This is a genomic window from Anaerovibrio sp., assembly GCF_024697385.1.
Taxonomy (GTDB): domain Bacteria; phylum Bacillota; class Negativicutes; order Selenomonadales; family Selenomonadaceae; genus Anaerovibrio.
Genome location: NZ_JAILFV010000184.1, coordinates 1 through 24413, shown reverse-complemented (window position 1 = coordinate 24413; position 24413 = coordinate 1). Strand labels below are relative to the sequence as shown.

General features: G+C 41.6%; 18 protein-coding genes and 3 riboswitches. Of the genes, 1 reads left to right on the top strand and 17 read right to left on the bottom strand.

All coding sequences use genetic code 11. The annotated features are described in order from the left end of the window. The 15 genes from K6C05_RS09645 to K6C05_RS09575 form a co-directional block, all read right to left on the bottom strand. Positions 1 to 558: molybdopterin-binding protein (locus K6C05_RS09645; protein ID WP_296734138.1), on the bottom strand; the 558-nt coding region annotated here is incomplete at its 3' end. Positions 559 to 664: 106 nt separating this feature from the next. After that, complete coding sequence (locus K6C05_RS09640) at positions 665 to 2617, bottom strand: TonB-dependent receptor (protein ID WP_296734137.1); 1953 nt, start codon at positions 2615 to 2617, stop codon at positions 665 to 667. Between the two features lie 29 nt (positions 2618 to 2646). After that, a complete protein-coding gene (locus tag K6C05_RS09635; RefSeq protein ID WP_296734135.1) occupies positions 2647 to 3675 on the bottom strand; it encodes an iron ABC transporter permease in 1029 nt (342 codons plus the stop codon). Further along, positions 3672 to 4517, bottom strand: a complete 846-nt coding sequence (locus tag K6C05_RS09630) for an ABC transporter ATP-binding protein (RefSeq protein WP_296734133.1) — start codon at positions 4515 to 4517, stop codon at positions 3672 to 3674. The genes K6C05_RS09635 and K6C05_RS09630 overlap by 4 nt, the downstream gene beginning before the upstream one ends. A gap of 3 nt (positions 4518 to 4520) precedes the next feature. Further along, a complete protein-coding gene (locus K6C05_RS09625) occupies positions 4521 to 5504 on the bottom strand; it encodes an ABC transporter substrate-binding protein (RefSeq protein ID WP_296734130.1) in 984 nt (327 codons plus the stop codon). Positions 5505 to 5679: 175 nt separating this feature from the next. Continuing rightward, positions 5680 to 5856, bottom strand: a riboswitch (cobalamin riboswitch). Positions 5857 to 6023: 167 nt separating this feature from the next. Then, positions 6024 to 7427: a PepSY-associated TM helix domain-containing protein gene (locus K6C05_RS09620; protein WP_296734127.1), complete on the bottom strand. Its 1404-nt coding sequence runs from the start codon at positions 7425 to 7427 to the stop codon at positions 6024 to 6026. A gap of 12 nt (positions 7428 to 7439) precedes the next feature. Continuing rightward, positions 7440 to 9575, bottom strand: a complete 2136-nt coding sequence (locus K6C05_RS09615; protein ID WP_296734126.1) for a TonB-dependent receptor — start codon at positions 9573 to 9575, stop codon at positions 7440 to 7442. 152 nt (positions 9576 to 9727) lie between these two features. Beyond that, positions 9728 to 9904, bottom strand: a riboswitch (cobalamin riboswitch). A 107-nt stretch (positions 9905 to 10011) separates the two neighbouring features. Continuing rightward, complete coding sequence (gene cysK, locus K6C05_RS09610) at positions 10012 to 10944, bottom strand: cysteine synthase A (RefSeq protein WP_296734123.1); 933 nt, start codon at positions 10942 to 10944, stop codon at positions 10012 to 10014. Positions 10945 to 11182: 238 nt separating this feature from the next. Then, complete coding sequence (locus tag K6C05_RS09605) at positions 11183 to 12463, bottom strand: O-acetylhomoserine aminocarboxypropyltransferase/cysteine synthase family protein (protein WP_296734121.1); 1281 nt, start codon at positions 12461 to 12463, stop codon at positions 11183 to 11185. 560 nt (positions 12464 to 13023) lie between these two features. Next, complete coding sequence (locus K6C05_RS09600) at positions 13024 to 13452, bottom strand: PaaI family thioesterase (protein ID WP_296734120.1); 429 nt, start codon at positions 13450 to 13452, stop codon at positions 13024 to 13026. Positions 13453 to 13518: 66 nt separating this feature from the next. Continuing rightward, complete coding sequence (locus tag K6C05_RS09595; protein ID WP_296734118.1) at positions 13519 to 14364, bottom strand: FKBP-type peptidyl-prolyl cis-trans isomerase; 846 nt, start codon at positions 14362 to 14364, stop codon at positions 13519 to 13521. Between the two features lie 42 nt (positions 14365 to 14406). Then, positions 14407 to 15891, bottom strand: coding sequence for a long-chain-fatty-acid--CoA ligase (locus K6C05_RS09590; RefSeq protein ID WP_296734117.1), 1485 nt, complete (start codon positions 15889 to 15891; stop codon positions 14407 to 14409). A 269-nt stretch (positions 15892 to 16160) separates the two neighbouring features. After that, positions 16161 to 17777 (bottom strand): bifunctional UDP-sugar hydrolase/5'-nucleotidase, encoded by a 1617-nt coding sequence (locus K6C05_RS09585; protein WP_296734115.1) that lies wholly within the window; start codon positions 17775 to 17777, stop codon positions 16161 to 16163. Between the two features lie 14 nt (positions 17778 to 17791). Beyond that, positions 17792 to 18364 carry a cob(I)yrinic acid a,c-diamide adenosyltransferase gene (locus K6C05_RS09580; protein WP_296734140.1) on the bottom strand — a complete coding sequence of 191 codons (573 nt, stop codon included), beginning with the start codon at positions 18362 to 18364 and terminating at the stop codon, positions 17792 to 17794. Positions 18365 to 18578: 214 nt separating this feature from the next. After that, positions 18579 to 19787, bottom strand: a complete 1209-nt coding sequence (locus K6C05_RS09575) for an OFA family MFS transporter (protein ID WP_296734112.1) — start codon at positions 19785 to 19787, stop codon at positions 18579 to 18581. Between the two features lie 61 nt (positions 19788 to 19848). Beyond that, positions 19849 to 19931: riboswitch (ZMP/ZTP riboswitch) on the bottom strand. 174 nt (positions 19932 to 20105) lie between these two features. On the opposite strand from K6C05_RS09575, the gene K6C05_RS09570 reads away from it, so the two are divergent. Continuing rightward, the gene (locus tag K6C05_RS09570; RefSeq protein WP_296734109.1) at positions 20106 to 20405 is read left to right on the top strand and encodes a hypothetical protein; all 300 of its coding nucleotides are present in this window, start codon (positions 20106 to 20108) and stop codon (positions 20403 to 20405) included. A gap of 114 nt (positions 20406 to 20519) precedes the next feature. Here the strand turns inward: K6C05_RS09570 and K6C05_RS09565 are convergent, their stop codons facing one another. Then, entirely contained in the window at positions 20520 to 21884 is a 1365-nt protein-coding gene (locus K6C05_RS09565; protein WP_296734108.1) for a tetratricopeptide repeat protein, read from the bottom strand. A gap of 159 nt (positions 21885 to 22043) precedes the next feature. Continuing rightward, on the bottom strand, positions 22044 to 23831 hold the full coding sequence (locus K6C05_RS09560; protein ID WP_296734106.1) for a methyl-accepting chemotaxis protein: 1788 nt from the start codon (positions 23829 to 23831) through the stop codon (positions 22044 to 22046). Positions 23832 to 24413 lie beyond the last annotated feature (582 nt).

The window sequence follows — 24413 nt, the reverse complement described above, 5'->3', positions numbered from 1 at the left end:
GCTATACATTTTAATATTTATGGAAACAAAAACCTTATCGCTGAATTTCCGCAAATATGGCACTGCATATTCTTCAAACATAGGCTGCATTTCCTTTGGCGGTCCCGGAAAAAGCATACAGTACTTATCCCCATGGTTCATAATACACCCCGGGGCAGTGCCATGATGGTTGTACATAATCAGAGAATCCTTTGGTACATAAGCCTGCTTTTTTTGACTGTCACTAAACTCTGTAAAGCCATTACGGGTAAGACGCTGTTTCATCATATCCCAGGCCTTGTCATCCAGTACCACTTCCTTATGAAAATAATCCATAAGCATTTCCTTGGTGAGATCATCCCTGGTAGGTCCAAGTCCTCCGGTGAGAATGACCATATCACAACGTGTATATGCCACATCAAGGGCAGACTTTATCCTGTCAGGATTATCCCCAACAACAGTCTGATAAAAACAATCCAGGCCCAGATGTGCCAGTTGCCTGGAGATATATTGGGCATTGGTGTTGACTATATTACCTAAGAGAAGCTCCGTTCCTACACTAATTATTTCCACAATCATGGTATCATCTCCTATCCTTTAATATTCTATTGAAAAATCGGATAAAAAGAAAGGAACTTTTTATGCAATATTCACAAAAAGTTCCTTATGCAGCAATAATATTATTTTAGAATTTATAGGTATAGTTAAGCATTATGGTCATTGGACCGCAATAATAGTTAGAGGAAGAATTTGAAACGCGGTCGCGACGGCTGAGAAGGTTCTCAATATTGAGATTCAGTTCGTTATGCTTGTCCGGTGTATATATAAAGTTCATACTTGACAGGAGATAAGGCTTAAGCGGCTCATTAGGCTGGGACTGTGATTGGTAACGGGAACACATGTAGCTGAAGGAAAGATTTGATTTAAATTTATTCAGCCTATAGGTTACACCACCATTGAGCTGCAGCCTGCCATAAATATTCTCCCATTTCCCCATCATTTGTGCTTTCTTATCACTATTACTCTTGCTCTGAGGATGCTGCCAGATTATGCCATAATTATAGCTCCACCTATCGTGACCATCAATATTACAGGACAGCTCAATACCTGTATTACGGTAATCAACATTTACATATTGATACTGTTCCTTGTCCCCATCCCAGGAAGCTGTAATATTATCCTTGACATCAGTATGGAACAATGCAGCCTTCCAGGTGTGACTGCCATGATTCTGCTTCCAGCCAAATTCATAGTTAATGCCCTTCTGTGGCTTAAGATCAGGATTTGGAATGGCAAAGTCACTTTCCTTATACATATCAGAAAGGCTGGCCAGCTTAAAGGACTGGGCAACAGACAGATAGAGATTATTTTCTTCGTCCATCCTGTGCAGCCAGGAGCCTGACATGCTGAAATTACTGTAATTCTGGCTCTTATAAGCTCCTGTGGTCCAGGTTTCACGGGCACCAAAGGTCATATTGTTTTTGGCATCAAAATCATGATCAACCTGGGCAAAGGCCGCCCATATATTTCTGTCATAAATAGGATTGCTGGTACCATCACTTTTGAGATACGCATTATAGCTTTCCCGCATTCCGTTAAAGCCTGCAGTAAGATTTGTACTGTTATTTAAATGCCATGTTTTCTGCGCATCCACACCATAGGTGTTATTCTTTTCCCTTGAGTGATATTCTGTTCCCAGGAATTTATATTTATCGGTAAAGCCCTTGGATTCAATAAAGGAAATGTTGTTAAATAAGGAAACCTTCCAGTCATTATCATGGAATACAGCCTGCATATTGTGAATTATGGTATCATATCTTCTGCTCTGATAGAGATCCCCAACCTTTGCTGTTCCGGAATATCCCAGATTAGCAGTAATATAACGGTCATAATAGCCCATATTCTCAGAGAAATTATAGAAAACATCCCATTTATCACTTATCTTGCCGTATATGTTCAGACTTTCCTTGGAAAGATCACGGGTATAATATCTGAGCTCTCCTTTACTTATGATAGCAGGTGATGAAGTATCGTGCTTTTTACCGATCATGGATTTTGAATAGCTGATGCGCCATCTGTCATCTCCTACATTAGCACCGTACTTGTAGGAGCTTCTGTTACCAAAACCGATATTAACTGAATTAGCCTCACAGCCTTTTTTCAGAATGATGTTAACCACACCACCTACAGCAGCCGAACCATAAAGCACTGAGCCATTTCCCTTGATTACTTCAATACGCTCAACATTGCTTGCATCGATAGCACTCAAATCGTATTTTCCACGATAACTGATTGGCGTACCGTTTATCATGACAAGGGTTCCATCAGCATAGCCACGCATAATAACATCATTGGTCATGGTTCCCATATTGGCATTGGCATCACCAAGGGAATCATACTGAATACCGGTAACCTTTTTAATAGCATCTGTTACTGATGTAACACCACTGTCTTTAATTTCCTCAGCAGTTATTATTTCCGTGGAAGCAGCTACATCCACATCCTTCTTTTCAGTACGAGTGGCAGTTACGACTACTTCCTCATCACCAAAATCAGCCACATCAGCAGCCAAGACACTGGAGCTTCCGGCCATTACAGCCAGGGCAACAGCCATACCCAAGTACTTCCTGTTTTTCATTTCCATTTCTCCTTCGTTGAATAAAAATATTATTTGATACCGGTATTTTTCCTGAGTAAATACAGGAAATACGGTGTACCAAGCACTGCAGTCATGATTCCAACATTGATTTCCCGGTTGGTTAACAGTATTCTGCCTATGGAGTCACACAGGACCAGGAATACTGCACCGGCCAGGATACTTGCCGGTAAAAGGTGCTTATGATTTGGCCCCACCAGCATTCTCATCATGTGCGGAATAATGAGACCTACAAAACCAATACTACCGCTTATACACACACTTGAAGCAGTGGTAAGTGCGGCAACAATAAGTAAAATCAATCTGTATTTTGCTACAGGCATCCCCACTGCCTTGGCTTCTGCCTCGCCAAGGGCCAATATATTAAGATGCCTTGCCATAAACAGCATTATCATAATTCCAAGACTTATGGGAACAATTCCCATAAGTACATGTTCCCAACGCCTGTAATCAAGGCTGCCGATGGTCCAGAAAAGGTATTGCTGCACCTTATGGTCGTCCATGATGGTAAGAACTGCGGCAGTGACAGCACTGAAAAGCATGCCAACCACAACACCTGCCAACAACAGCGTCAAAACAGGGATTCTGCCATTCCTGGTAGCCAAACCTATCGTAAGGCTCACTGCTATTATCGCCCCGGTAAAGGCAAAGATTGGCAAACCAATCATACTGGTGCTGTTAATACCAATACATATGGCCAAAACAGCACCCATGGTGGCACCACTGGATACACCAATTATTCCGGGATCGGCCAGGGGATTACTGAATAATCCCTGCAATACCGTACCTGATGCAGCCAGGCCTGCTCCTACCATAAGACCAACTACTGTCCTGGGAGCCCTAATGAACATAAGCACGGCTTCCTGCTGGGCAGAAATATCCATATCCTGTAAAAAGGACAGACCCAGCTGATGAAAGCACCAGCCCACTACCTGCATAAAACCCAGATCATACTGACCGGCCGACAGGGATAAGCCAAAAACAACGCAAAAGGCTATCAATAAAACCGCTGTTACCAGCTTACGATGATATGTTCTCATGATTCACCCATCCTTTCAGCACCTACAATGGTATCAAGGAGCTGACGCTTTCTGACATCTGCCTGTACCGGAACTGTAAAGATATCGGCATGTCCCGTCTGGGGATTTTTCATGGAACATATGTCTACACCATAGGCCTCAGATAAAAGCCCATCTGTTAAAACCTTTTCCGGTTCAGCATCAGCAAATACGGAACCATTATGAAGCAAAATTACCCTGGAACAATACCTTGCTGCCAGATTCAGCTCATGAACAACCATGATAACTGTCTTGCCCCGCCTGCACATTTCCTGACAAAATCTAAATATTTCCTCCTGATAGAAAAGATCTAGACCTGCTGCAGGTTCATCCAAAAATAGGACCGGTGTCTGCTGAGCCAATACCTTGGCCAAAAGAACCCTTTGCCTCTGACCACCTGACATGGATCTGATAGGCGTATCCGCAAGATCTGACACACCGGTGTATTCCATACAGGCTTCAATAATTTTCAGGTCATCGTCTCCCTGCTGTTCCCACCAGTTAATATAAGGATAACGACCAGCCATTACCATATCCTTGGCTGTATAATCAAAGGTGAGCTCAATCTGCTGCTGCAGGTATGCAATCTGGGCGGCCATCTCCCGCTGCTGATAATCCTTTATATCCTTATCAAACAGGATGATGCTGCCCTGCCTTAACGGCAAAAATCCTCTCAGGGCTTTAAGCAATGTACTTTTACCGGCACCATTCCGGCCGATAATACCCACGAACTCACCCTTTTTAACAGAAAAAGACACCTTCTGCAATATTTTATTATTCTCATAACCTGTGGTTATATCATTTACCTTTAATATTGTGTTCATAACTTACTCCGCCACCGACAAGTGTTGCTGTTCCTCAAGGGCAAATTCATCGCCATATGCTGCATAGGCAATTTCCTGGGCTCCAAAACAAAAATCCTGGGATGATGCGTATATATAAGCATCCCTTGGTTCCCTGATGCCATCATCAGTTATTGCCTTTATCTGCTGCATTGAGGGGTCCTTCAGATATTTATCCTTAAACCCTTGATTGTCAAAGGAGCCATGCGCAGAAAAGCTTGGCAAAAGGATTATATCCGGATTGATTTTTAACAGCATTTCCTTGGTGAGCTTGTTTCCCCTGTTAAGACCGGCCTCTGCCAAACCATTGACCACACCGGCCCATTGGCACTTTTCATCAAAGACACAATCCTTGCCTCCATAATTTTGTACCAATGAAATCAGGGCAACACACTTTCGCTGGTTCTGTGGCACCAATCTGTCCACCTTATCCTTTAATGCTGCAAGCTGTTCATCCATCCTGGCTATAAGCTGAGGCCCTTTTTCAGGCTCCCCCAAGGCAGCTGCTATCAGGCGGATATTTTCCCTGATATCATCAAGATTTTTGGCACCACGGACAACTAACACATTTATTCCCATATCCCTTAAGGACTGGACAAAATCGTGATTACCCCAATCAGCTGCTATAACCAGATCCGGCTGCAAGGCCACCAGCTCTTCAAGCTTTGGATGCCTCACCCTGTTAGGAATTTGTCTGGCAAGCTCCACCACATTAGAGCTGTGTGGATCATCAAGATTGGTATTGCAGGCAATCATTCTGTCCGGCTTGGCAAGGCCAAGAACAATATTGTCTGTTCCCATGGTCAACGTAACAACACGGGATGGTTTTTCACTAAACCTGACCACTGTCCCCTGACAATCAGTGACCTCATATGCCCCATCAGAGCTCTGTGAAGTCATACCACATCCGGAGCACAGAACAGCCACCAGCAGTAAAACTACCACCATGAATCTGCAAATTACTTTCATAAGTTACTTCTCTCCCCTTTATTCCTACGATCTAAATAGATAAAAAAAACGGTTAGAAAAAACTTCTAACCGTTTTTGGGCATAAAAACAAAATAGCTTTTCTCCTAAAAGCAGAAAAGCAAGAATATAGCAATAAATGCCACATAATCCCCTTCCTGTCACTCGCAGGTATAAACGGTGATTGAAACAAACAGGCAGTTCTCCTGACTCGATTCATCGCTATGCTACACGCCTTCCCAAATTTCTTCAGTGGCTAAAACTATAGCTTTGCTCCTCTTACAGTGGCGGGACCGTGCTGGACTTTACCAGCTTCTCTATTAAGTCTTGCGACACCTGTTCCACAAATATTAAATTAGTGATGTCTTTAATAAAAAATCAAAAACATCACCTCTTTAGTATACCTATACATAAAAATTTGTCAAACTAATTTTAATCATAATTTAATTTATCATTTATCTTTTGTTAAGGCAAAAGAGGGAACAGTCTATAACTGCCCCCTCCCAGAATAAAAAGATATCATTAATTTAGTTTTTTCACAGCATAGGCTGAAATGAGAAAAATCATGATAAAGGCGATGACTGCGATATATTCCATATCAATTCCGGCCAATGGACTCAGCATGGCTATTACTGACAACACAGCAGAAGCAGATGCCACATGATACCCCTTTATAACGCCATTGTTCAAATTTTTCTTTTGAAAAAATAAAAATCTTCCAATTAGCGTTTCAACGAGCTGGGAGATATGCTCACCAGCTGTTAAAGATTGATTCCCCCTCACCTTAAGAGAAAGGGGACATCTTAAGCTCGTTATATTATTGAAGCTCCGTACAGCCACATCACAATATGTTCTGTTATACCATCTGGTCAAATATAACAAAATACCGCTTATGGCCATTAACACAGACAATAAAGCCATAATGCCCCATAAAAGCCTAGTTACCAGGAAAAAATGATTATGGAGATGAATATTCAGGGCTTCAGCAAGATTATTGCGCAAGCCTGTATCAGGAATATAAATACGATTATTTATATTATCGGCCTGAACAAAAACCAACTCATAGGGAGTATATAAATTTGTATTTTCCCTGGCATCGGCAATTTGAACTTCATAAAATCCATTATTTGCTTCCGGTATTACCATATTGACCATTTTTTTAGAAGGATACTCTTCTGTAAGCAGGGAAACAATCTCACCAGGATTTACCTGCTCCAAAGTAGCATATGAAGGTGCAGCATCAACGACCTCATAGGCATGGGCATAGTATACCTTTGTCATGTCAGAATAGCAGAAAATCAGTACACCTGACAATGTCATTATCAAAGCCCACGGACCGGCCATGGCACTGATAAATCTGTGCCAATCTGATAGCCATAGTCTGCGTGAATTCTTTCGTATGACACCTAAAGGAACCTTATTGGATATAGGACGATTAATGTAGTAGCCAGATACAATTGTCAATATGATCAATATACACAGGACATATAATATACTGCGTCCTATAGACCCCATACCAAGATTCTTATGAATGCGGCCAAACTGTTGCATAGTCAGGTCCATAAAATCCTGTTTTACAGCACCAGCTGGTGATATAAGAGATTGAGTGGCCACATCATAAAACATCCGTTTACTTCTGCCGTCTACATGGCAGCGTAAGCTCAACCTCCCACTGGATTCATAGAGGCGTATGCTTTCAACTTGGACCGAAGGGTAACTATCACGCAAAGCTGCGATAGCCTCTCCCGTGTGTGACCAAATTTCAGCACTGTCCATATCCTCTTTAATGACATATTCAACATTATCATTATTTCTATCTGCTATTTCACCACGAAACAGCAGAAAGAAACCGGTTATGCTTACAATAATAAATACAAGGGCAGAAATTATCCCCAAAATCTTATGTAGAGTATATATTTTATTCATATCGTCAGTAAATTAGAAGCTGGCATTCAGCCCAAACATATAATTGCGCCCATCAGTTGCCTCTGAAGCATAGTATTTGCGGTCAAAGAGATTATTTATACTGAACTGGGCAGAGAAATTCTTATTAAAGTTATAGTTAAAGGAAAGATTAGCCGTAAAGAAGGCATCCTCCGAACCATACTCACCGGTAACAGCATTCACGGACTGACGGGCACTGATGTATTGAAAATCCAGGTTAGCAGATAATTTTCCCAAATCATTTGCCAAACCAAAATGAATTAAATGCTTAGGAATATTCCAATTGCGCTTGCTTACACCATCACTCGTTAACTCACCTGATTCAAAGGTGTAATTAAAATATCCCCGCCACTGAGCATCAAAGGAATGCTTCAACTCAAGCTCAATACCCTTTTGCATTCCACTGTCCATATTGTAATATGCCTTTACTCCATTTCTGGTATCCAGTGCAATTTTATCATCAGTACTAATCCTAAACAAGGTCAATCCTAAGGATGTTTTGTCAGTAGGCTGGTATTTTGCGCCTAATTCAAAGGTTTTGGACATTTCCGGCTTTAAATCAGGATTTGCCTGAACTGAAGACATGGCATCTCCGGCACGACGGAATAATTTATAAATACTAGGTGGATTGAAGGAACCGCCGTAGCTGGCAAATAAGGTCAGTTTATCAGTTGGCTCATAGCTGACAGCTACCTTAGGACTGATATTGGAATAACTGGAATCTGAATAATCCTTGCGTACATTATTTACAATAGAATATCCATCCTTTTTGTCAAATTTATCATACCGCAATCCCAAATATGTTTTCCAACGGGAATCAAGTTTTATTTCATCCTGAATGAATAACGCCGTATTTAATATATTGCCCCCTGCAGTATTTCCTTTGGTAGTTGTGGTGCTCCAATCCCTCCAATTAGTCAACTTCCAGCTGACATAATCCATGCTGTTTTTACTCCAGCCAAGACCTGCAACTATCGTATTATTGTTTATAATCCATGATTTTTGTATATCAAGATTTGTATTTTTACTTGGATATTCCGTTTTGCTTCCCGATCCACTCCAGTCAATGCTTTTAACTCCTGAAGCCGAGCTGTAACCTTCCTTATAGAGATTGCTATACCCGATACCAACCTTAAAGGTATTAGCCTTGTCCTCATAGGTTAACCGATGAATATCCTGGCCCCGTTCCCCATGATAGCCCAAAAAATCACTATATGATGCTTTGATAAAATCACCGTTTTGCGTCTCAATTGTCCCATTGTAAATTGACTTACCGGTTGCATCATGTAAATAGGAGAATGGATCATTATAATCATACTTGTAGTCATGATGCGCATAGGTATATCGCAGTTCCTTACTGTCAGTAAATTTGTAGTTTAAATTCAAATTTATATTTTCATTAATCTTACTCTTTCTTCCGCGACTGCCAATAACATACCCGCCATCAGACAGCTGGGGAAGATTATTAACAGCAATAGCCGTTCCGGCAGCACCAGGATATTTAATACGGTAATAACCAGGATAACCACCTGTTGTGCGTTTGTCATATCCAATATCAAAATGTACTTTATCAACTCCCCCTGAAATTGCAATACCGCGTTTCCAGGTACTGTTCGAGCCAACAGAAAGGTTAGTACGAACATGAATATCATTGTCCTCTGTATCATTGGTTATGATATTTACAACACCTGCCACAGCATGACCGCCGTAAAGGGATGAACCGGCACCGCGCACAATCTCAACCTTTTTTATATTTTCCATTGATATGGAATCCCAGTTTACTGTCCCATCAAAGGCGGAATTTAACTCCTGGCCATTATACATTACCAAAATATCCTTGCTATACAGCCCTCTGATACTGAGACCATCCTTTGTTTCCGCTGTAGGAGATACATAAATACCTACCTCCTTGGCCAAGGCATCACGAAGACTGAATATGTTTTGCTTGCGAATATCTTCACCTGTAATAACTGTAACATTTGCAGGAACGGACATTACTTTTTCTTCAATACGATTAGCCGTGACTACAACATCCTCGTCACCAAAATCAACAACCTCAGCTGCGTAAACACTGGAGCCTGCAGATATAATCGCCAGTGCCAATGCAATAGATAATTCTTTCCTCTTCATTCCTTTTCATTCCTCCATATTAAAATTTATATTAAATGGAGTAACTTCACCATATCATTAATCTGCCATAAAAAAAGCCTCTTCAAATGTGAAGAGACTGTCATAGAACACACGCAAAAAAACGCATCTCCCTCCCCGTCTCTCGCAGGTTAAACCGGTGATGTTAAACAGGCAGTTCTCCTGACTTGATTCATTGCTTGGCTACACGCCTTCCCAGATTTCTCCAGTGACCAAAACTGTAGCTTCGCTCCTCTTACAGTGGCGGGACCGTGCCGGACTTTACCAGCTTCTCTATTAAGTCTTGCGACACCTGTTCCATTAATATAAAATTGGTGATGTTCCTGTTTTATAAACAACAAAAACATCACCTACTAAGTATACCTTTAAATATTAATTTGTCAAACAAATTTACATAAAATATTAATTTAATAATTTATTATTTATTAAACATTGGTGTAGATAAATACCTCTCCCCGGTATCAGGCAATAATACTACTATTGTTTTCCCAGCATTTTCCGGACGCTTTGCCAATTCAAGCCCTGCCCATAATGCCGCTCCGGAAGATATGCCAACCAGCACGCCTTCCTTACGGGCAATTAATCGGCCGGTATTATAGGCATCATCATTTTCAACGGTAATTATTTCATCATAAATACCAGTATCCAATACCTCAGGGGCAAAACCTGCACCTATTCCCTGAATACCATGACTGCCTGAAACGCCTTTGGAAAGGAACGGTGATCCCGCAGGTTCTACTGCTACTATATTGACCTCAGGCTTCTGCTCCCTGAGATAACGGCCAACACCGGATATAGTACCACCTGTACCTATTCCAGCAACAAAGATATCCACCAAGCCATTGGTATCCTCCCAAATTTCCGGTCCGGTAGTCAAATAATGTGCCCGCGGATTAGCAGGATTTACAAACTGCCCCGGTATAAAGCTGCCGTCAATTTCAGCTGCAAGCTGCTCGGCTTTTGCAATTGCTCCCTTCATCCCCTTGCTTCCATCTGTAAGAACAATCTCAGCACCATAGGCTGCTATAAGCTTCTGCCGCTCTATGCTCATGGTCTCAGGCATGGTAATTATCAGCCGATACCCCCTGGATGCAGCCACAGAAGCAAGCCCTATACCTGTATTACCGGAGGTAGGCTCAATAAGGGTAGCCCCGGGACTGATTATACCCTTTTTTTCAGCATCGTCTATTATGGCCCGTGCTATACGATCTTTGGCACTGCCGGCCGGATTAAAATATTCCAGCTTGACTACCAGCTTAGCCTTTAAATTTTTCTCTTTCTCGATATTAGTCAGCTCCAACAAAGGAGTCCTGCCAATCAGTTGTTCAATTGCAGTATATATTTTCGCCATAAGTCATACTTCCTTTACACAAATTTTAAATTACAATACAAGATAATATTCTTTGTTTTGAACTACTTTCCTGCATTAAAAAGAATTATTCACAATAAACTGATGCCCATATTCATTACATCATGACCATAAAATAATAATCCTGATGTTACCAAGAAAATTTCAACGGTACAAAGGTAACAAATAAAATGATATTTAGTATTAACCACCGTACCGGCAAAATTTCACCTCTAATCCGTCAAACAGCCTTGAAGGCCTGTTCCAAATCACCAATAATATCATCTATATGCTCCGTACCTATCGAAAGGCGTATCGTGTAATCTGTTATTCCTGCCAGTCTAAGTTCTGAACTACTGAGTTGGGAATGCGTAGTTGTGGCCGGGTGGATTACCAATGATTTCACATCTGCAACATTGGCCAACAGGGAAAACAGCTTCAGATTGTCAATGAAACGGAAAGCAGCAGCCTTATCTCCGGCAATTTCAAAAGTGAATATAGTAGCACCACCATTAGGAAAATACTTTTCATATAGATCATGATCAGGATGATCCAAAAGACTTGGATGATTAACCTTCAACACCTTTGGATGCTTACTGAGATATGAAACCACCTTCTTTGTGTTTTCCACATGCCTGTCAAGGCGCAGGGATAAGGTTTCTGTCCCCTGGAGCAGCAGGAAGGCAGCAAATGGTGAAATGCATGCGCCTATATCCCTAAGTAAAATTGCCCGGATATATGTGATAAATGCAGCATCACCGGCGACCTCAGTAAATTTTATGCCGTGATAACTGGAGTTTGGTTCAGACAGCCATGGATATTTCCCGGAGGCTGCCCAATTGAATTTTCCACTGTCAACAATAACGCCCCCCAAGGTTGTTCCATGTCCACCTATAAATTTCGTGGCGGAATGAACTACAATATCAGCCCCGTGTTCTATTGGACGAATCAGGTATGGTGTACCAAAGGTATTATCAATGACAAGTGGTAATCCATGTTTATGGGCAATTTCTGCCAGGGCATCAATATCAGGAATATCAGCATTTGGATTTCCCATGGTTTCAATATAAATTGCTTTTGTATTGGACTTAATGGCAGCTTCAACTTCTTTAAGATTATGGATATCAACAAAGGAGGTAGATATTCCATACAAAGGCAATGTATGTGCCAAAAGGTTTGATGTGCCTCCATATATGGTTTTCTGTGCCACGATATGCTCTCCATGGGCTGCCAGTGCCTGAATAACATATGTTATTGCCGCAGCACCTGATGCCACAGCCAAACCACCTATACCACCTTCAAGAGCTGCAATTCTTTTTTCGAATACCTCCTGCGTGGAATTAGTAAGTCTTCCATAAATATTGCCAGGATCAGTAAGGCCAAAACGGGCAGCGGCATGATCCGAATTCTTAAATACATATGAAGTAGTGGCATATATAGGCACAGCGCGTGCATCAGATGCAATATCCGGGGTTTCCTGCCCTACATGAAGCTGAAGTGTCTCAAATTTATAATTACTCATAATCAATCTCTCCCTTGGTTATTCATATTATTTTTTATTGCATTAAAAAAGGGACTTCAGATGAGTCCCCGAAAAACAATCTGCTTTAATTACCCAAAAGTAATAAAAATTTAATCGGCAATAAACCGAACCAGATCATTGTTATCTCTTCGGGAACATAAAAACATCCAACAACACATTTCAAAATTATTAGGCATAATTAACATATTCATATTTATATCTCCCTTCATTTACAATGATCAAGCTTGATAAGGCAATATTACTCCCATAAACCTATAATGTCAATAGGTTTCTTATGTTTTTTAGCAACTTATTTAAAATAATTTAATAACCTGAGGTTATAACGCCATTGTTCAAATTTTTCTTTTAAAAAAAGAAAAATCTCCCAATTAGCGTTTCCCTTAAAGGGACTAACTTCGTGTCGCAACGAGGTGGGAGATATGCTCACCAACTGTTAAAGATTGATTTCCACCCACCTTAAGAGGACGGGGACATCTTAAGCTCGTTATATAACATAAAAATAGCGTGGCACTGAGGCCACGCCTATTAATTTGATTGAATTATTCTGTTATATCAGGTTTAACAATAACCATCTTGGCACTGCCCTGAGCACTTACAGAGCCATCCTCAAGAGTAATTTCAGATTTCATTTCCACAACATTTCTCTTTCTGCTGACAACCCAGCCCCTTACAGTTATAGGTGTACCAGTAGGAGTTGGCTTTCTGAAACGGACTTCCAGCTTGCCGGTAAAGGCAGGCTCTCCGGTACGGAAAAGATATCCGCCCATGGCTTCATCCAAAATTGTAGTTATAATACCGCCATGAACTACTCCGCCATAGCTTTGGTAATTTTCATCCAAAACTGTCTTGGCAATATATTGATTGGACAAAATCTGAAAGTTCAGCTTCAATCCAATTGGATTATTCTGCCCACAAGCAAAGCAATTTCCGGTATCTTCCATTTTCCTCAATTCTTCATCTGTTGTCATAGACCTTGTCCCCCAATAAAAAAGCAAAATTCAATTAATCCAGAGATGTTTGCTGCCGATTAAGCATCAAAGTACCTCAACAAGCTCAATCCGGAAATTCAATTCCTTGCCTGCCAATTCATGGTTGGCATCAAAGGTAATATTGGTATCGTCCTTGCTGGTAACTGTTACAGGGAAGGGCTGCCCCATTTGGTTGGTAAGGAATACCCTCTGGCCTTCCTCAAGTTCCTCCGAGCCCGGCATCTGCGCAATTTCCACGGTAATTACAGCGTTGGGATCAATCGGACCGTAGGCATCCTCAGGAAACATATGTGCATCCTTAATTTCGCCTACCTTCATATCAGCTACAGCCAAATCAAAGCCGTGTATCATCATGCCGGCACCACAAACGAACTCCAAGGGTTCGCCACGGTCATATGAGGAATCAAACTGAGTGCCATCATTCAAAGTTCCCTTATAATGTACCCGAACCTTTTTTCCAACATTAGGACCTTCAATACCTGTATCACCACAACCATGACAACCATCATGGCCACCGCATCCTCCTTCATGGCTCCCACAATCATGGCCATCTTCATGGTGATGGTGATCACAGGTTACACCTGCATTGACCAGCTCCCCGGCCAGATATGCTTCCACCGCCTTATCCACATCTCCCTGGGCTCCGGCACAAAGCTCAATACCTGCATCAGCAAGAGCATTCTGTGCTCCACCGCCAATACCGCCACAAATAAGAACATCTATGGACTTACCAGCCAAAAGTCCGGCCAAGGCACCATGGCCACTACCATTTGAGCCTATAACCTCACTGGAGACTACTTTTCCATCCTCAACCTCAAATACCTTAAAGGATTCTGTTTTGCCGAAATGCTGAAAAACATTTCCATTGTCATATGTAACTGCAATTTTCATTAATATACCTCACAAATAATATTTATTTTAAAACCATTATTCTTACTTCTTTTTTGATGCCTCATATACTTCAATAATTCTATTCTTGGCAATTTTCCCGGTGGTAGTACGGGGAAGCTCCTCCATTTCGTGAAACTCACGAGGAATTTTATATAACGCCAGATTCTTCTGAAGGAACCGCTTCAATTCGCGGACATTGATAGACGCCCCTTCCTGAACGCTGTAGAAACAAGCACCGGCATTCCCCCGCAGCTTATCAGGCACTCCTACCACTGCTGCCTCAGCAATCCCCGGGTACTGGTATACCAACTCCTCAATTTCACGGGGATATACATTTTCACCCATGCTGATAATAATATCCTTAATGCGGTCAACTATATAAAGAAAACCTTCCTCATCACTTTTGGCAACATCACCTGTATGCAGCCAACCATCCTGTATGGTCTGTGCTGTTGCTTCAGGCAGGTTCCAGTAGCCCAGCATTACATTATCACCTTTGACAACCAATTCACCTGGCTGTCCAGGGGCAACCTCATTATTATCAGAGTCCAACAGTCTATATTCCAGCCCCGGCAAAACCGGACCGATGGAGCCAACCTTTACCTTATCCGGACTGTTGACGGACACTACCGGAGCGGCCTCTGACAAGCCATAGCCTTCACAAATATTAATCCCGAATTTTGCGGTAAAATCCTGGGCTATCTTCAATGGAAGTGTTGTTCCGCCACTTATGACTACCCGCAGGCTTTTCATATCCTCCTGGCTGGCCAGCTTGGTCAACAGGGAACAAATAGGTGGAACCACATATATATCATTGATCTTTTCCCTGCGAATGGTTTCTATTGTCTCCTTTGGTGTAAAGGAATCCAAAATGACCATTTCAGCACCACTTAACAGGGTATATATAACAGACAGTGTCCACCCAAAGCAATGATACATCGGCAGTACACACAGTACCTTATATTCCCGCCTGCAATGAACAACCTTGTCAAACTGTGTGGCATTGGAAATAATGTTTTTGTGTGAAAGTACCGCCCCTTTTGGCTTACCTGTAGTCCCGGAAGTATAAATAATAACACAGGGACTGGTTTCCTGCAAAGAAGCCGGTGTCTGCGGTGCATCAGGATATTCATTGTCCAAGTAACAGTTTTTCAGGTCATGCTGAATTAAATCATCATTATATCCGTAATAGGCCAATGCTTCATCCAAATCAAGCTCCACATAGGTAAGGAGATGCTTTATACCTGCATCATTAATAATATAAGCAATTTCGCGCTGACTGAGCTGAAAATTGATTGGTACAGCTATTCCTCCCAATGAAACAATGGCAAAATATGCAAAAACATAATCAGCACTGTTTCGGGATAATATACCGACGCGGTCACCGGACCTTACCCCAATGCCGTAAAGATAATTACGATAAGCATCTACAGCCTCCTGCAATGCTTTATAGGTGATACGCCGTTCCTGGTCTACTATTGCAACAGCATCCGCTTCACCCTGATGAACTAATTCATGAATAAACATATACTCCTGCACTCATCCTTCATAATACAATTACAACAACTAAAATCTGCACATAATAATAATTATTATTCATCTCTGATATTCAATAACTTCATATAAACTAGCAGTTTATTATATCAAATAATATTTTAAAGTTCCAGTTATTTATGAGAAAAGGACTGTATGATATAGCCTGTTCTCTCCTCAAATGACCTGCCCTGAACAGAAAGCAGACTATTATACAGTCCATTTTAGATATTTTGACAAAGTCTACAATAGATGCAGAACTATTATTTGATAATTTTTATTCTTCCTTTGATTGAAGCATATTCTGCAGGGATTTTACCATGCAGCCTATCGGTAATAAATTGCTGCAGGCCTTCATTATCACTAAAGCCCAGCATTTCACAGCCAATGATGCTGGCCTCTGTTGTCAGACCGCCAAAGCTGTCCCCACCTTCAATGATAAATTCATTGACAATAATTTTATATTCACCGTTCAAATCAAATGGTTTTCCACCAACAGCTTTTATTGTCACACGATTCCCCGGTGCACCCGGCGCATAGAACAGAGAATCCGGATACTGTGGTCCCTTCTGGTAAGGTACTGTTAAATTCAGTGAAAATTCGATTCCTGATACCTGTGGGAATCCCCCCATCTCATCAGGTGTATTTTGGGTGCATGCCTCAATAATTTCCAGCAGCTTTTCTCCCTTGATGGTAATTGCCCCCAATTCATTCTCAAAAGGAAAAACTGCCTGCAAATCCTTAACCTTTATGTTGCCGGCATTAATGCCCGTTCTTACGGCACCACCATTTACGATGCAGGCATCGGCCTTTTTTCCAGCTTCCAGTTTCTGATTGGCTGACCACAATAATGCGTCAGCGCAGAAATCTCCTATTGCAGCCTCCTGATTTCTGAGGCCCGGCATTCTTGCTCCATCAAGGGCAATGGTGGTTTCACCCACAGATTTACCAAGCTTAAGATCAATGGCATATGCCGTATTATTTACCAATTTTTCAACATTCTTATCAGGTTTGGTATATTGGCCAAGAGTAATGAGATTTTCCTGCCATTTACCATTTACATATGTGATACAACCCAAATTTTGAGTATGACAGCCGGTTTCTACCCTGAGGGCACCATTGATTTCATCATTTTTTACTTTGTGATCATGAGCATCTATGAAAATATTAATTCCATTTACATGAGCTAAAATATCCTCGGAACGACTGCCGGCACAGCCATCTTCACTTCCCATATGACCTATGGCGATGATCAGGTCACATTTTGCTTTCTGCAACTCATTGACATACATCTGGGTGCAGGCATACAAGGCTTCTCCATCGAGGAATTTAAGGTTAGATACATAGGTCGGTCTGGCACTGGTTTTTGATGCCGGTGTTGTAAGCCCGATAATCCCTATTTTCCCATATGGTTTTTCTATGATCTGAACCGGTTTCACAAGGGTTTCACCGGTATCCTGATTGATGACATTACAGGAAATAAAAGGGAATTTGGCTTCCTTCATTCGTTGGGCCAGAACCTCCTGACCATAATCAAATTCGTGATTGCCAAGGGTCACAGCATCATACCCCACGGCATTCATATATTTTACAACAGACTTCCCTTTATCAAATTTGGCCAGATCATTTCCCTGGATAAAATCACCGGCATCCAGCATGATTACATCATACCCCTTGTCCTGCATTTCCTTTTTTATCTGGGAAAATATTGGCATTCCAATGTGTTTGTCATCACTTTGGTCATAGCCGTGAGTATCATTGGAATGTAAAATCATTAATTTGCTGAAATCAGCAGCAAAAGCGGTTTGACACAGAAGCAATAAGAAAATCAGGAATGAATACAATGACCGCCTGATTAACCTCGTGTTCCTATAATCCATAAAAGCATCCTCCTTTAATTTTCAATTCCCTTACGGGCCTGGATTCCTTTTTGATAATAATGCTTTATCTCCTGCATATCAGTAACCAGATCTGCACTGGCCACAAGCCACTGAGGTGCATTTCGCCCGGTACACACCACTTCAGTAGTCTGGGGAAGTGCATCCAACAGCTCCATTACATCTGCCGGCTGAAGCAGCTTAAAAAATAGTGCAACATTTACCTCATCAAGTATCAGCAAATCAGGCTGCGTCCTGATAATTTCCTCTTGGGCAGAAAGGAATCCATCCCTTATCACCTTGATATAATCAGCCGGAGGCTTACCAGGTGGAAATATCACCACATCATTCCCCCACCTTTTCAGTTCCTGGTCAGACAGCATACCCTCCTCGGCTATAAAAAAAGGCTTGCCGGTAGTTCTTAATATCAGTTGCGGAGCAAAGGACTGCAAAATGGTCTGTTCACTGTAAGCAAGACTTTTCATAAACTGAAGGAAAAAAACCTTGTGTCCTGCACCAAGGCTGCGGATAGCCAAGCCAATGGCGGCCGTAGTCTTTCCCTTACCTTTGCCTGTGTATACCTGAAGCATTACAACCTCCTGACATCCAACAATCACAAAAAATGCCAAAACTTAAAAATAATTGCCAAAAATACTTACCATCAGGCAATTAACCAATACATAGATTCTATAAAAAATTATTTTTTCCTTCAATTCTGATTCTTTCAGCAGAATAAAAAAACCGGATGCCTGTTGCAAAAGCAAAGACACCCAGTTAATTCATATTTTTACAGGCTATCCAGCATCATTCAGCTTGGGTACTGACATCCCAGCTCAGAGAACCCCGTTGCTTTAAGATCATGGCAATTATAAAATTCACCACAAAGCAGCCCGCAAAGAAAAGGAGTGTATCCATATAGCTGTGGGTATGCTCCCAGAACCATGACACAATGGTAGGCCCAACAACGCCTGCAACACCCCAGGCAGTAAGTATTCTACCATGAATTGCACTAAGCTCCCTGGTACCAAAAATATCTGACAGGTATGCCGGCATACAGGAAAAACCGCCACCATAGCAGCTGATAATTAAAAATACCAGCAACTGAAATAGCACTACCTCCCGGGTTCCGGCCAAAAGAAGGAAGGCACCCGCTTCAATAAGGAAAAACAACATATAGGTAAATCCACGACCAATATAATCAGAAACAGTGGACCAAATTATACGGCCACCACCATTCAAGAGTCCAATAATTCCTACCATAGCAGCTGCCTGAGAGGCATTCATCCCCACCACCTGCTGAGCCATTGGTGAAGCAACTGCCAAAAGGCCAATACCACAGGTAATATTCACAAAAAAAATCCACCAAAGAGCACCAAACTGCCATGTTTTTACAGCCTCAGCTGCTGTAATGCCACTGTGCAGCATAACAGCCTTATCACTGCCCTCAGCAAATACCGGTGGCTTTAAATACATTGCAGATGCACCCATAATCAACATATAGGCCGTTCCCAAAATCAAAAATGTTTTTACCAGCCCCACCTCAGCTGTCAATGTCTGCATAAGCGGCCCTGCTATCAGTGCAGCAAAACCAAAGCCCATTATGGCCAGCCCTGTAGCAAAGCCGCGATGATTCGGAAAATACTTTACAAGTGTGGATACAGGTGTAATATATCCTACTCCAAGGCCAATTCCACCGATTACACCATAAAACAGATACATCAATACCAGGCTATGGGCAGCCAAAGCCCATGCAGTGCCCAGCATGCCTGTGCCAAAAAACATCATGGATACAAGTCCGCTTTTCTTTGGACCATGCTTTTCCACAAACCGGCCCAAAAAACCAGCAGAAGTTCCAAGAAACAGAATAGCCAAGGAAAAAGCCCAGGTAGTTTCAGAAAGGGAAAAACCCATTTCCTCCATTATCGGACGGGTAAGAACACTCCAGGCATACACGCTTCCAATAGAAATATGGATACCAACAGCTGCCAAAGCAATTAACCAACGATTTCGCAAAATAACCATCCTTTCTGTACTATCACATAGGGATTTTGCACAAAAAAACCATCCGGGCAAAATCCTCTGCCCAGACGGTCGGCTTGTCAAAACCCTGCAGTACATGTGGTCAATTCCACTAATCCGTCAGCCCTGCATGGCTTATTAACTTTTCAACACGATTATTGTATCAACAGATAACACGGTAGTCAAGTTATATGATGTATTATTATCATTTCACACTTAATAAAATCCCATAAAAATAACAATAAGCCTTATATTGACTAAACCTGCAATTTTTAATAAAGTTGAAATAACAAGTTATCAATGGAGGTTATTATGCTAAATAAAAATTATTTATCCAACAATTCTCATCTTTCATCTGAAGCAGCAGAACCGTTTGAAATCCGCATCAAAAAGGATAAGCCGGAACTGGCTGAAGGTATTGATAAGCTGATGGAGCTGCTGCCGGAGGATATTTTTAAACGGGCCTTTAAAAATATTCAGACCTTTAACAAAAGGGGAAATACACTTCTCATTGTAAGCGGAGGTATTATGGAACGCTCATTTCTGGAGCGGGATTGTATACCGGCCCTAAAGAAAGCCTTTGCGGTTACCAAAGTACAGATTATTGGCTAAAAAATCCCCCTGCCTTACCTTGTACCACTCCCAAACAGTCAGGCCAAAAACTGACGATTGGAGGTCGGTAGCTTTTAGGTAACGCAGGGGGTAATATTTTACCTGAACGAAATGCTACTTCAGCTTTTTAAGCTCCTGTTGAGCCTTTTTATTGTTTGGATCAAGAATGATTACCTTGTCAAAATCACGGCTTGCTTCATGCTTCATTCCCATATCAGCATATACCATTCCACGATACAGATAAGCATCAACATAGCTGTCATTTATCTTTATTGTGGCAGTAAAATCATCTACAGCGGCCTGGTTCTGCTTGAGGTAGGATTCAGCCACCGCCTTGTTAAACACATAATCCGCCTTGTCAGGGTTCAGCTCCACAGCCTTGGTAAATTGCTGCAGTGCATTATCATACTGCTTGAGCTCCAGATAAATACAGCCCTTGGCAGAATATGCATATCCATCCTTTGGAAACAGCTCAATCAGTTTGTCCAGATCAGGCAGTGCCTTTTCCGGAACACCTATTTCCTTCAACAGAAGGGCACGGTTCTGATAACCGAATTCATATTTTGGTGCCAGCTTGATACACTGATCATAATCCTTCAGTGCATCACTGTACCGGCTGGTCTTCTGATTTATCAGGCCCCGGCCATTATAGGCCATAGCCGCATTGGGGTCAAGCTCAATAGCCTTGTTAAAATCACTAAGCGCCTTGTCATATTCCTCGTCTACCAAATAAACAGAGCCACGGTTAATATATCCGTTAACATTGTCAGGGTCATACTTAATAGCCATATCATAATCACTGAGCGCAGCCTTAAATTTGCCCTGATAATAGCAAATCATTCCCCGGTTAATGTACGCAGGCGCATAGGTAGGATCAAGCTCGATAGCCTTGTTATAATCTATATTGGCTGATGAAATATCCGGCACCTTTTCATATATAATTGCCCTATTAACATAGGTAGCTGCAGACGGCTGTATCGTGCATGCCTTGGTAAGATCACTGACAGCATCGGGAATTCTCCCCATATCACTGTACAGTTTCCCACGAAGTGTATAGGCCTCAACATAATCAGGCTTCATCTGTAAAGCCTTGTTAAAGGCCTGCTCTGCCCCCTGATAATCATTTTCCAGATAGAGGATATTTCCCCGCACACAATAGATATCAGGGAGATTGGAATCCAGTGAAGCGGCAATGCTCAAATCCTTCTCGGCCTCTTCCTTATTACCCAGCATATAATTAGCTCTGGCTCTTCCGGTGTATACCACAGCCCAGCCACTGTTGGTATTAATCACATGGTTATATGCTTCAACCGCCTTATTAAAATCATGCTTATCAACAAATTGATTACCCAGCTCATAAATCTGGGAATCTGTAAGTCCCGAAAAGTCCTCCTCAGCAAATACAGCAGAAGATGAGGTCAGTATTGAAAAAGCAATGAATGGAATGGTAATTTTTTTTAGTTTTTTTGAAATTCTCACAAATGGTGCTCCTTTCCCGTTTTCATGCCTTTTTATTTTACCATCTTATGCCCTATCTTACAATTATAATCACATTAAACTAAACAAAATAAAATACCTGAAGGCATAATGAAATCTTCACTATGTCTCCAGGTAAATGTCAAATATTTGTCCCGTTAATCAGTCAATCTTAAAGCTGTCAACTGCTTCAAGCATTTCCTGAGCCATGTTGGAAAGCTGGCCGCTGGCCCCTTCAATCTCATGCATAGTAGCTGTAAGCTCCTCTGTAGCGGCAGATACAGTCTGAGATTCTGATGAAACTGCTGAACTCTTATTAGATACAGCAACAATGGCTTCCTCAATTTTCTTGGTGTTCTCATTCAGGGAGGTAACAATACGATTCATCTGGAGGGAGCTATCGGCTACCTTATGAACCATATCAGCAATATCATTAAAGCTCTCACCTGATGCCTGAACGACCTTTGTCCCTGATTCAACCTGTCCTACACCTTCATTCATAACAGAAACAGCCTTCTGGCTCTTTTCCTGAATAGAGGTAATCAGGGAGGCGATTTCGTTGGCAGATTCACTTGACTCCTCTGCCAGCTTTCTAACCTCATCAGCAACAACTGCGAAACCACGACCATGTTCACCGGCTCTCGCTGCTTCAATAGCAGCATTCAAGGCCAACAGATTGGTCTGGGCAGCAATAGCAGATATGGTATCAACTATTCTTCCGATATGATCAGATTCCTCACCCAATTCAGATATTACCACAGCTGATTCACTGACAGATTTCTGGATGATTTTCATCTGGTCTACTGCACCGGCAATGGTCATAGCTTCAGCTGTAGCCTTGCTCTGGGTCTCAGATACCACATCACTGGATGCCTGTATGGTATCCACAAAATTATTCATATGATTACCTAAATCTTCCACCTGGCCTGTTGCAGTTTCAATTTCCGTAAACTGTTCAGAACAGCTGCCTGCAACATTTACCATGGAATCAGCTACAGAGCCGGAGACCTCAGCAGACTGGCCAGCACTGTTATTGAGCTGCTTGGCTGAATCGGATACCTGCAATGCCGTATCCCTGACTTTTTTCATCATGGAGCTGATATTAACATGAAGGGTACGCAGGGCCTTGAACATGTCACCGATTTCGTCCTGAGGATCGCCGGCAGGATTGTCATGCCTGTCCTTTCTAAAATCACCGGTGGCTAAAACCTTCAATTTGTCAGTAATTTGAATAATAGGCGTTGTGATGCGTTTTGCAAAAATAAAGCCAATGGCAATAAATACTACCTGTAACAAAAGTACAAAAATACAAATCTTTACCAGGCTGGCTACCAATGCATCATGTGCAGAATTCTTCTGTTCCTCAACCAAAGTATCAATAGAATCAATCCATACACCTGTACCGATAACCCATTTGTATGGTTCAAAGGAGGCAGTATAGTTACGCTTTGGAAGCGGAGTGGTCTCACCAGGTTTTGCGAACATGAGATCAGTAAAGCCACCCTCCGGCTTTTTACCATTTTTAATCATTTCCTCAATAAAATGGGTACCATTCGGATCAACCAGATTCATTCTGTTCTTGCCTTCCGAGTCACGGCCCAAAAGAACCACATTGGTACCATCGAAGGTATCAACCCAAAAATATCCTGCTCCACCATCATACCGCATGGATCTGACCCTGTCTGCGGCTTCCTTTTTGGCCTGCTCCTCAGTAAGTGCACCGCTCTGCTGTAGGCTATAAACATACTTGATAACTGAAATTGCACTTTCCGTCTGATCCCTGAGCTGTTTTTCAACATCCTTTGTCAGGGTTTCACGATAAGTCTGTACCTGGCGTTCATTTTCATCCACCATATTCCAGATCATCATGACACTGATACATATTGTTGTTAGCAGGGAAATCAGTACCAAAACAAAAATAAATTTATTGCGCAACGAAACTCTACCCATATATAATACTCCTTCCTGATGTTTTTATCCAATGCACGCAAGCGTTAAGCACACACTGTCATATACCACAAAGAATCCGCACAAAGCATTGAAAAAAGTGACATATACACGAAGACCCCTTTTCCTGTAATATTTTACACTTCTAGAAATTCTACACCATTATTCCAAATCCTTTTTTTTCGATTTATTTTCTACTATTTTCACATGTTAAATATACTCCTTCTTCATAAAAAATCAAGGATATTTGTCCAACAAATATTTAAAAACAATAATTATTTATCCAATTAAAATCAAAATTTATTAATCTTTAAAAAAAATATTCACTGTATCAAACATTTATCAATTTCTAGAAGTGTAAAATATTACAGAAAAAGGGGTCTTCGTGTATAAGTCACTTTTTTCAATGCTTTGTGCGGATTCTTTGTGGTATATGACAGTGTGTGCTTAACGCTTGCGCGCATTGGATATTTTATCTGTTAAAACATCAGGAAGGAGTATTATATATGGGTAGAGTTTCGTTGCGCAATAAATTTATTTTTGTTTTGGTACTGATTTCCCTGCTAACAACAATATGTATCAGTG

Coding starts and splice junctions, on each gene's coding strand:
- K6C05_RS09640 (WP_296734137.1), bottom strand. CDS start 2,617: ATGAAAAACAGGAAGTACTTGGGTATGGCTGTTGCCCTGGCTGTAATG.
- K6C05_RS09635 (WP_296734135.1), bottom strand. CDS start 3,675: ATGAGAACATATCATCGTAAGCTGGTAACAGCGGTTTTATTGATAGCC.
- K6C05_RS09630 (WP_296734133.1), bottom strand. CDS start 4,517: ATGAACACAATATTAAAGGTAAATGATATAACCACAGGTTATGAGAAT.
- K6C05_RS09625 (WP_296734130.1), bottom strand. CDS start 5,504: ATGAAAGTAATTTGCAGATTCATGGTGGTAGTTTTACTGCTGGTGGCT.
- K6C05_RS09620 (WP_296734127.1), bottom strand. CDS start 7,427: ATGAATAAAATATATACTCTACATAAGATTTTGGGGATAATTTCTGCC.
- K6C05_RS09615 (WP_296734126.1), bottom strand. CDS start 9,575: ATGAAGAGGAAAGAATTATCTATTGCATTGGCACTGGCGATTATATCT.
- cysK (WP_296734123.1), bottom strand. CDS start 10,944: ATGGCGAAAATATATACTGCAATTGAACAACTGATTGGCAGGACTCCT.
- K6C05_RS09605 (WP_296734121.1), bottom strand. CDS start 12,463: ATGAGTAATTATAAATTTGAGACACTTCAGCTTCATGTAGGGCAGGAA.
- K6C05_RS09600 (WP_296734120.1), bottom strand. CDS start 13,452: ATGACAACAGATGAAGAATTGAGGAAAATGGAAGATACCGGAAATTGC.
- K6C05_RS09595 (WP_296734118.1), bottom strand. CDS start 14,364: ATGAAAATTGCAGTTACATATGACAATGGAAATGTTTTTCAGCATTTC.
- K6C05_RS09590 (WP_296734117.1), bottom strand. CDS start 15,891: ATGTTTATTCATGAATTAGTTCATCAGGGTGAAGCGGATGCTGTTGCA.
- K6C05_RS09585 (WP_296734115.1), bottom strand. CDS start 17,777: ATGGATTATAGGAACACGAGGTTAATCAGGCGGTCATTGTATTCATTC.
- K6C05_RS09580 (WP_296734140.1), bottom strand. CDS start 18,364: ATGCTTCAGGTATACACAGGCAAAGGTAAGGGAAAGACTACGGCCGCC.
- K6C05_RS09570 (WP_296734109.1), top strand. CDS start 20,106: ATGCTAAATAAAAATTATTTATCCAACAATTCTCATCTTTCATCTGAA.
- K6C05_RS09560 (WP_296734106.1), bottom strand. CDS start 23,831: ATGGGTAGAGTTTCGTTGCGCAATAAATTTATTTTTGTTTTGGTACTG.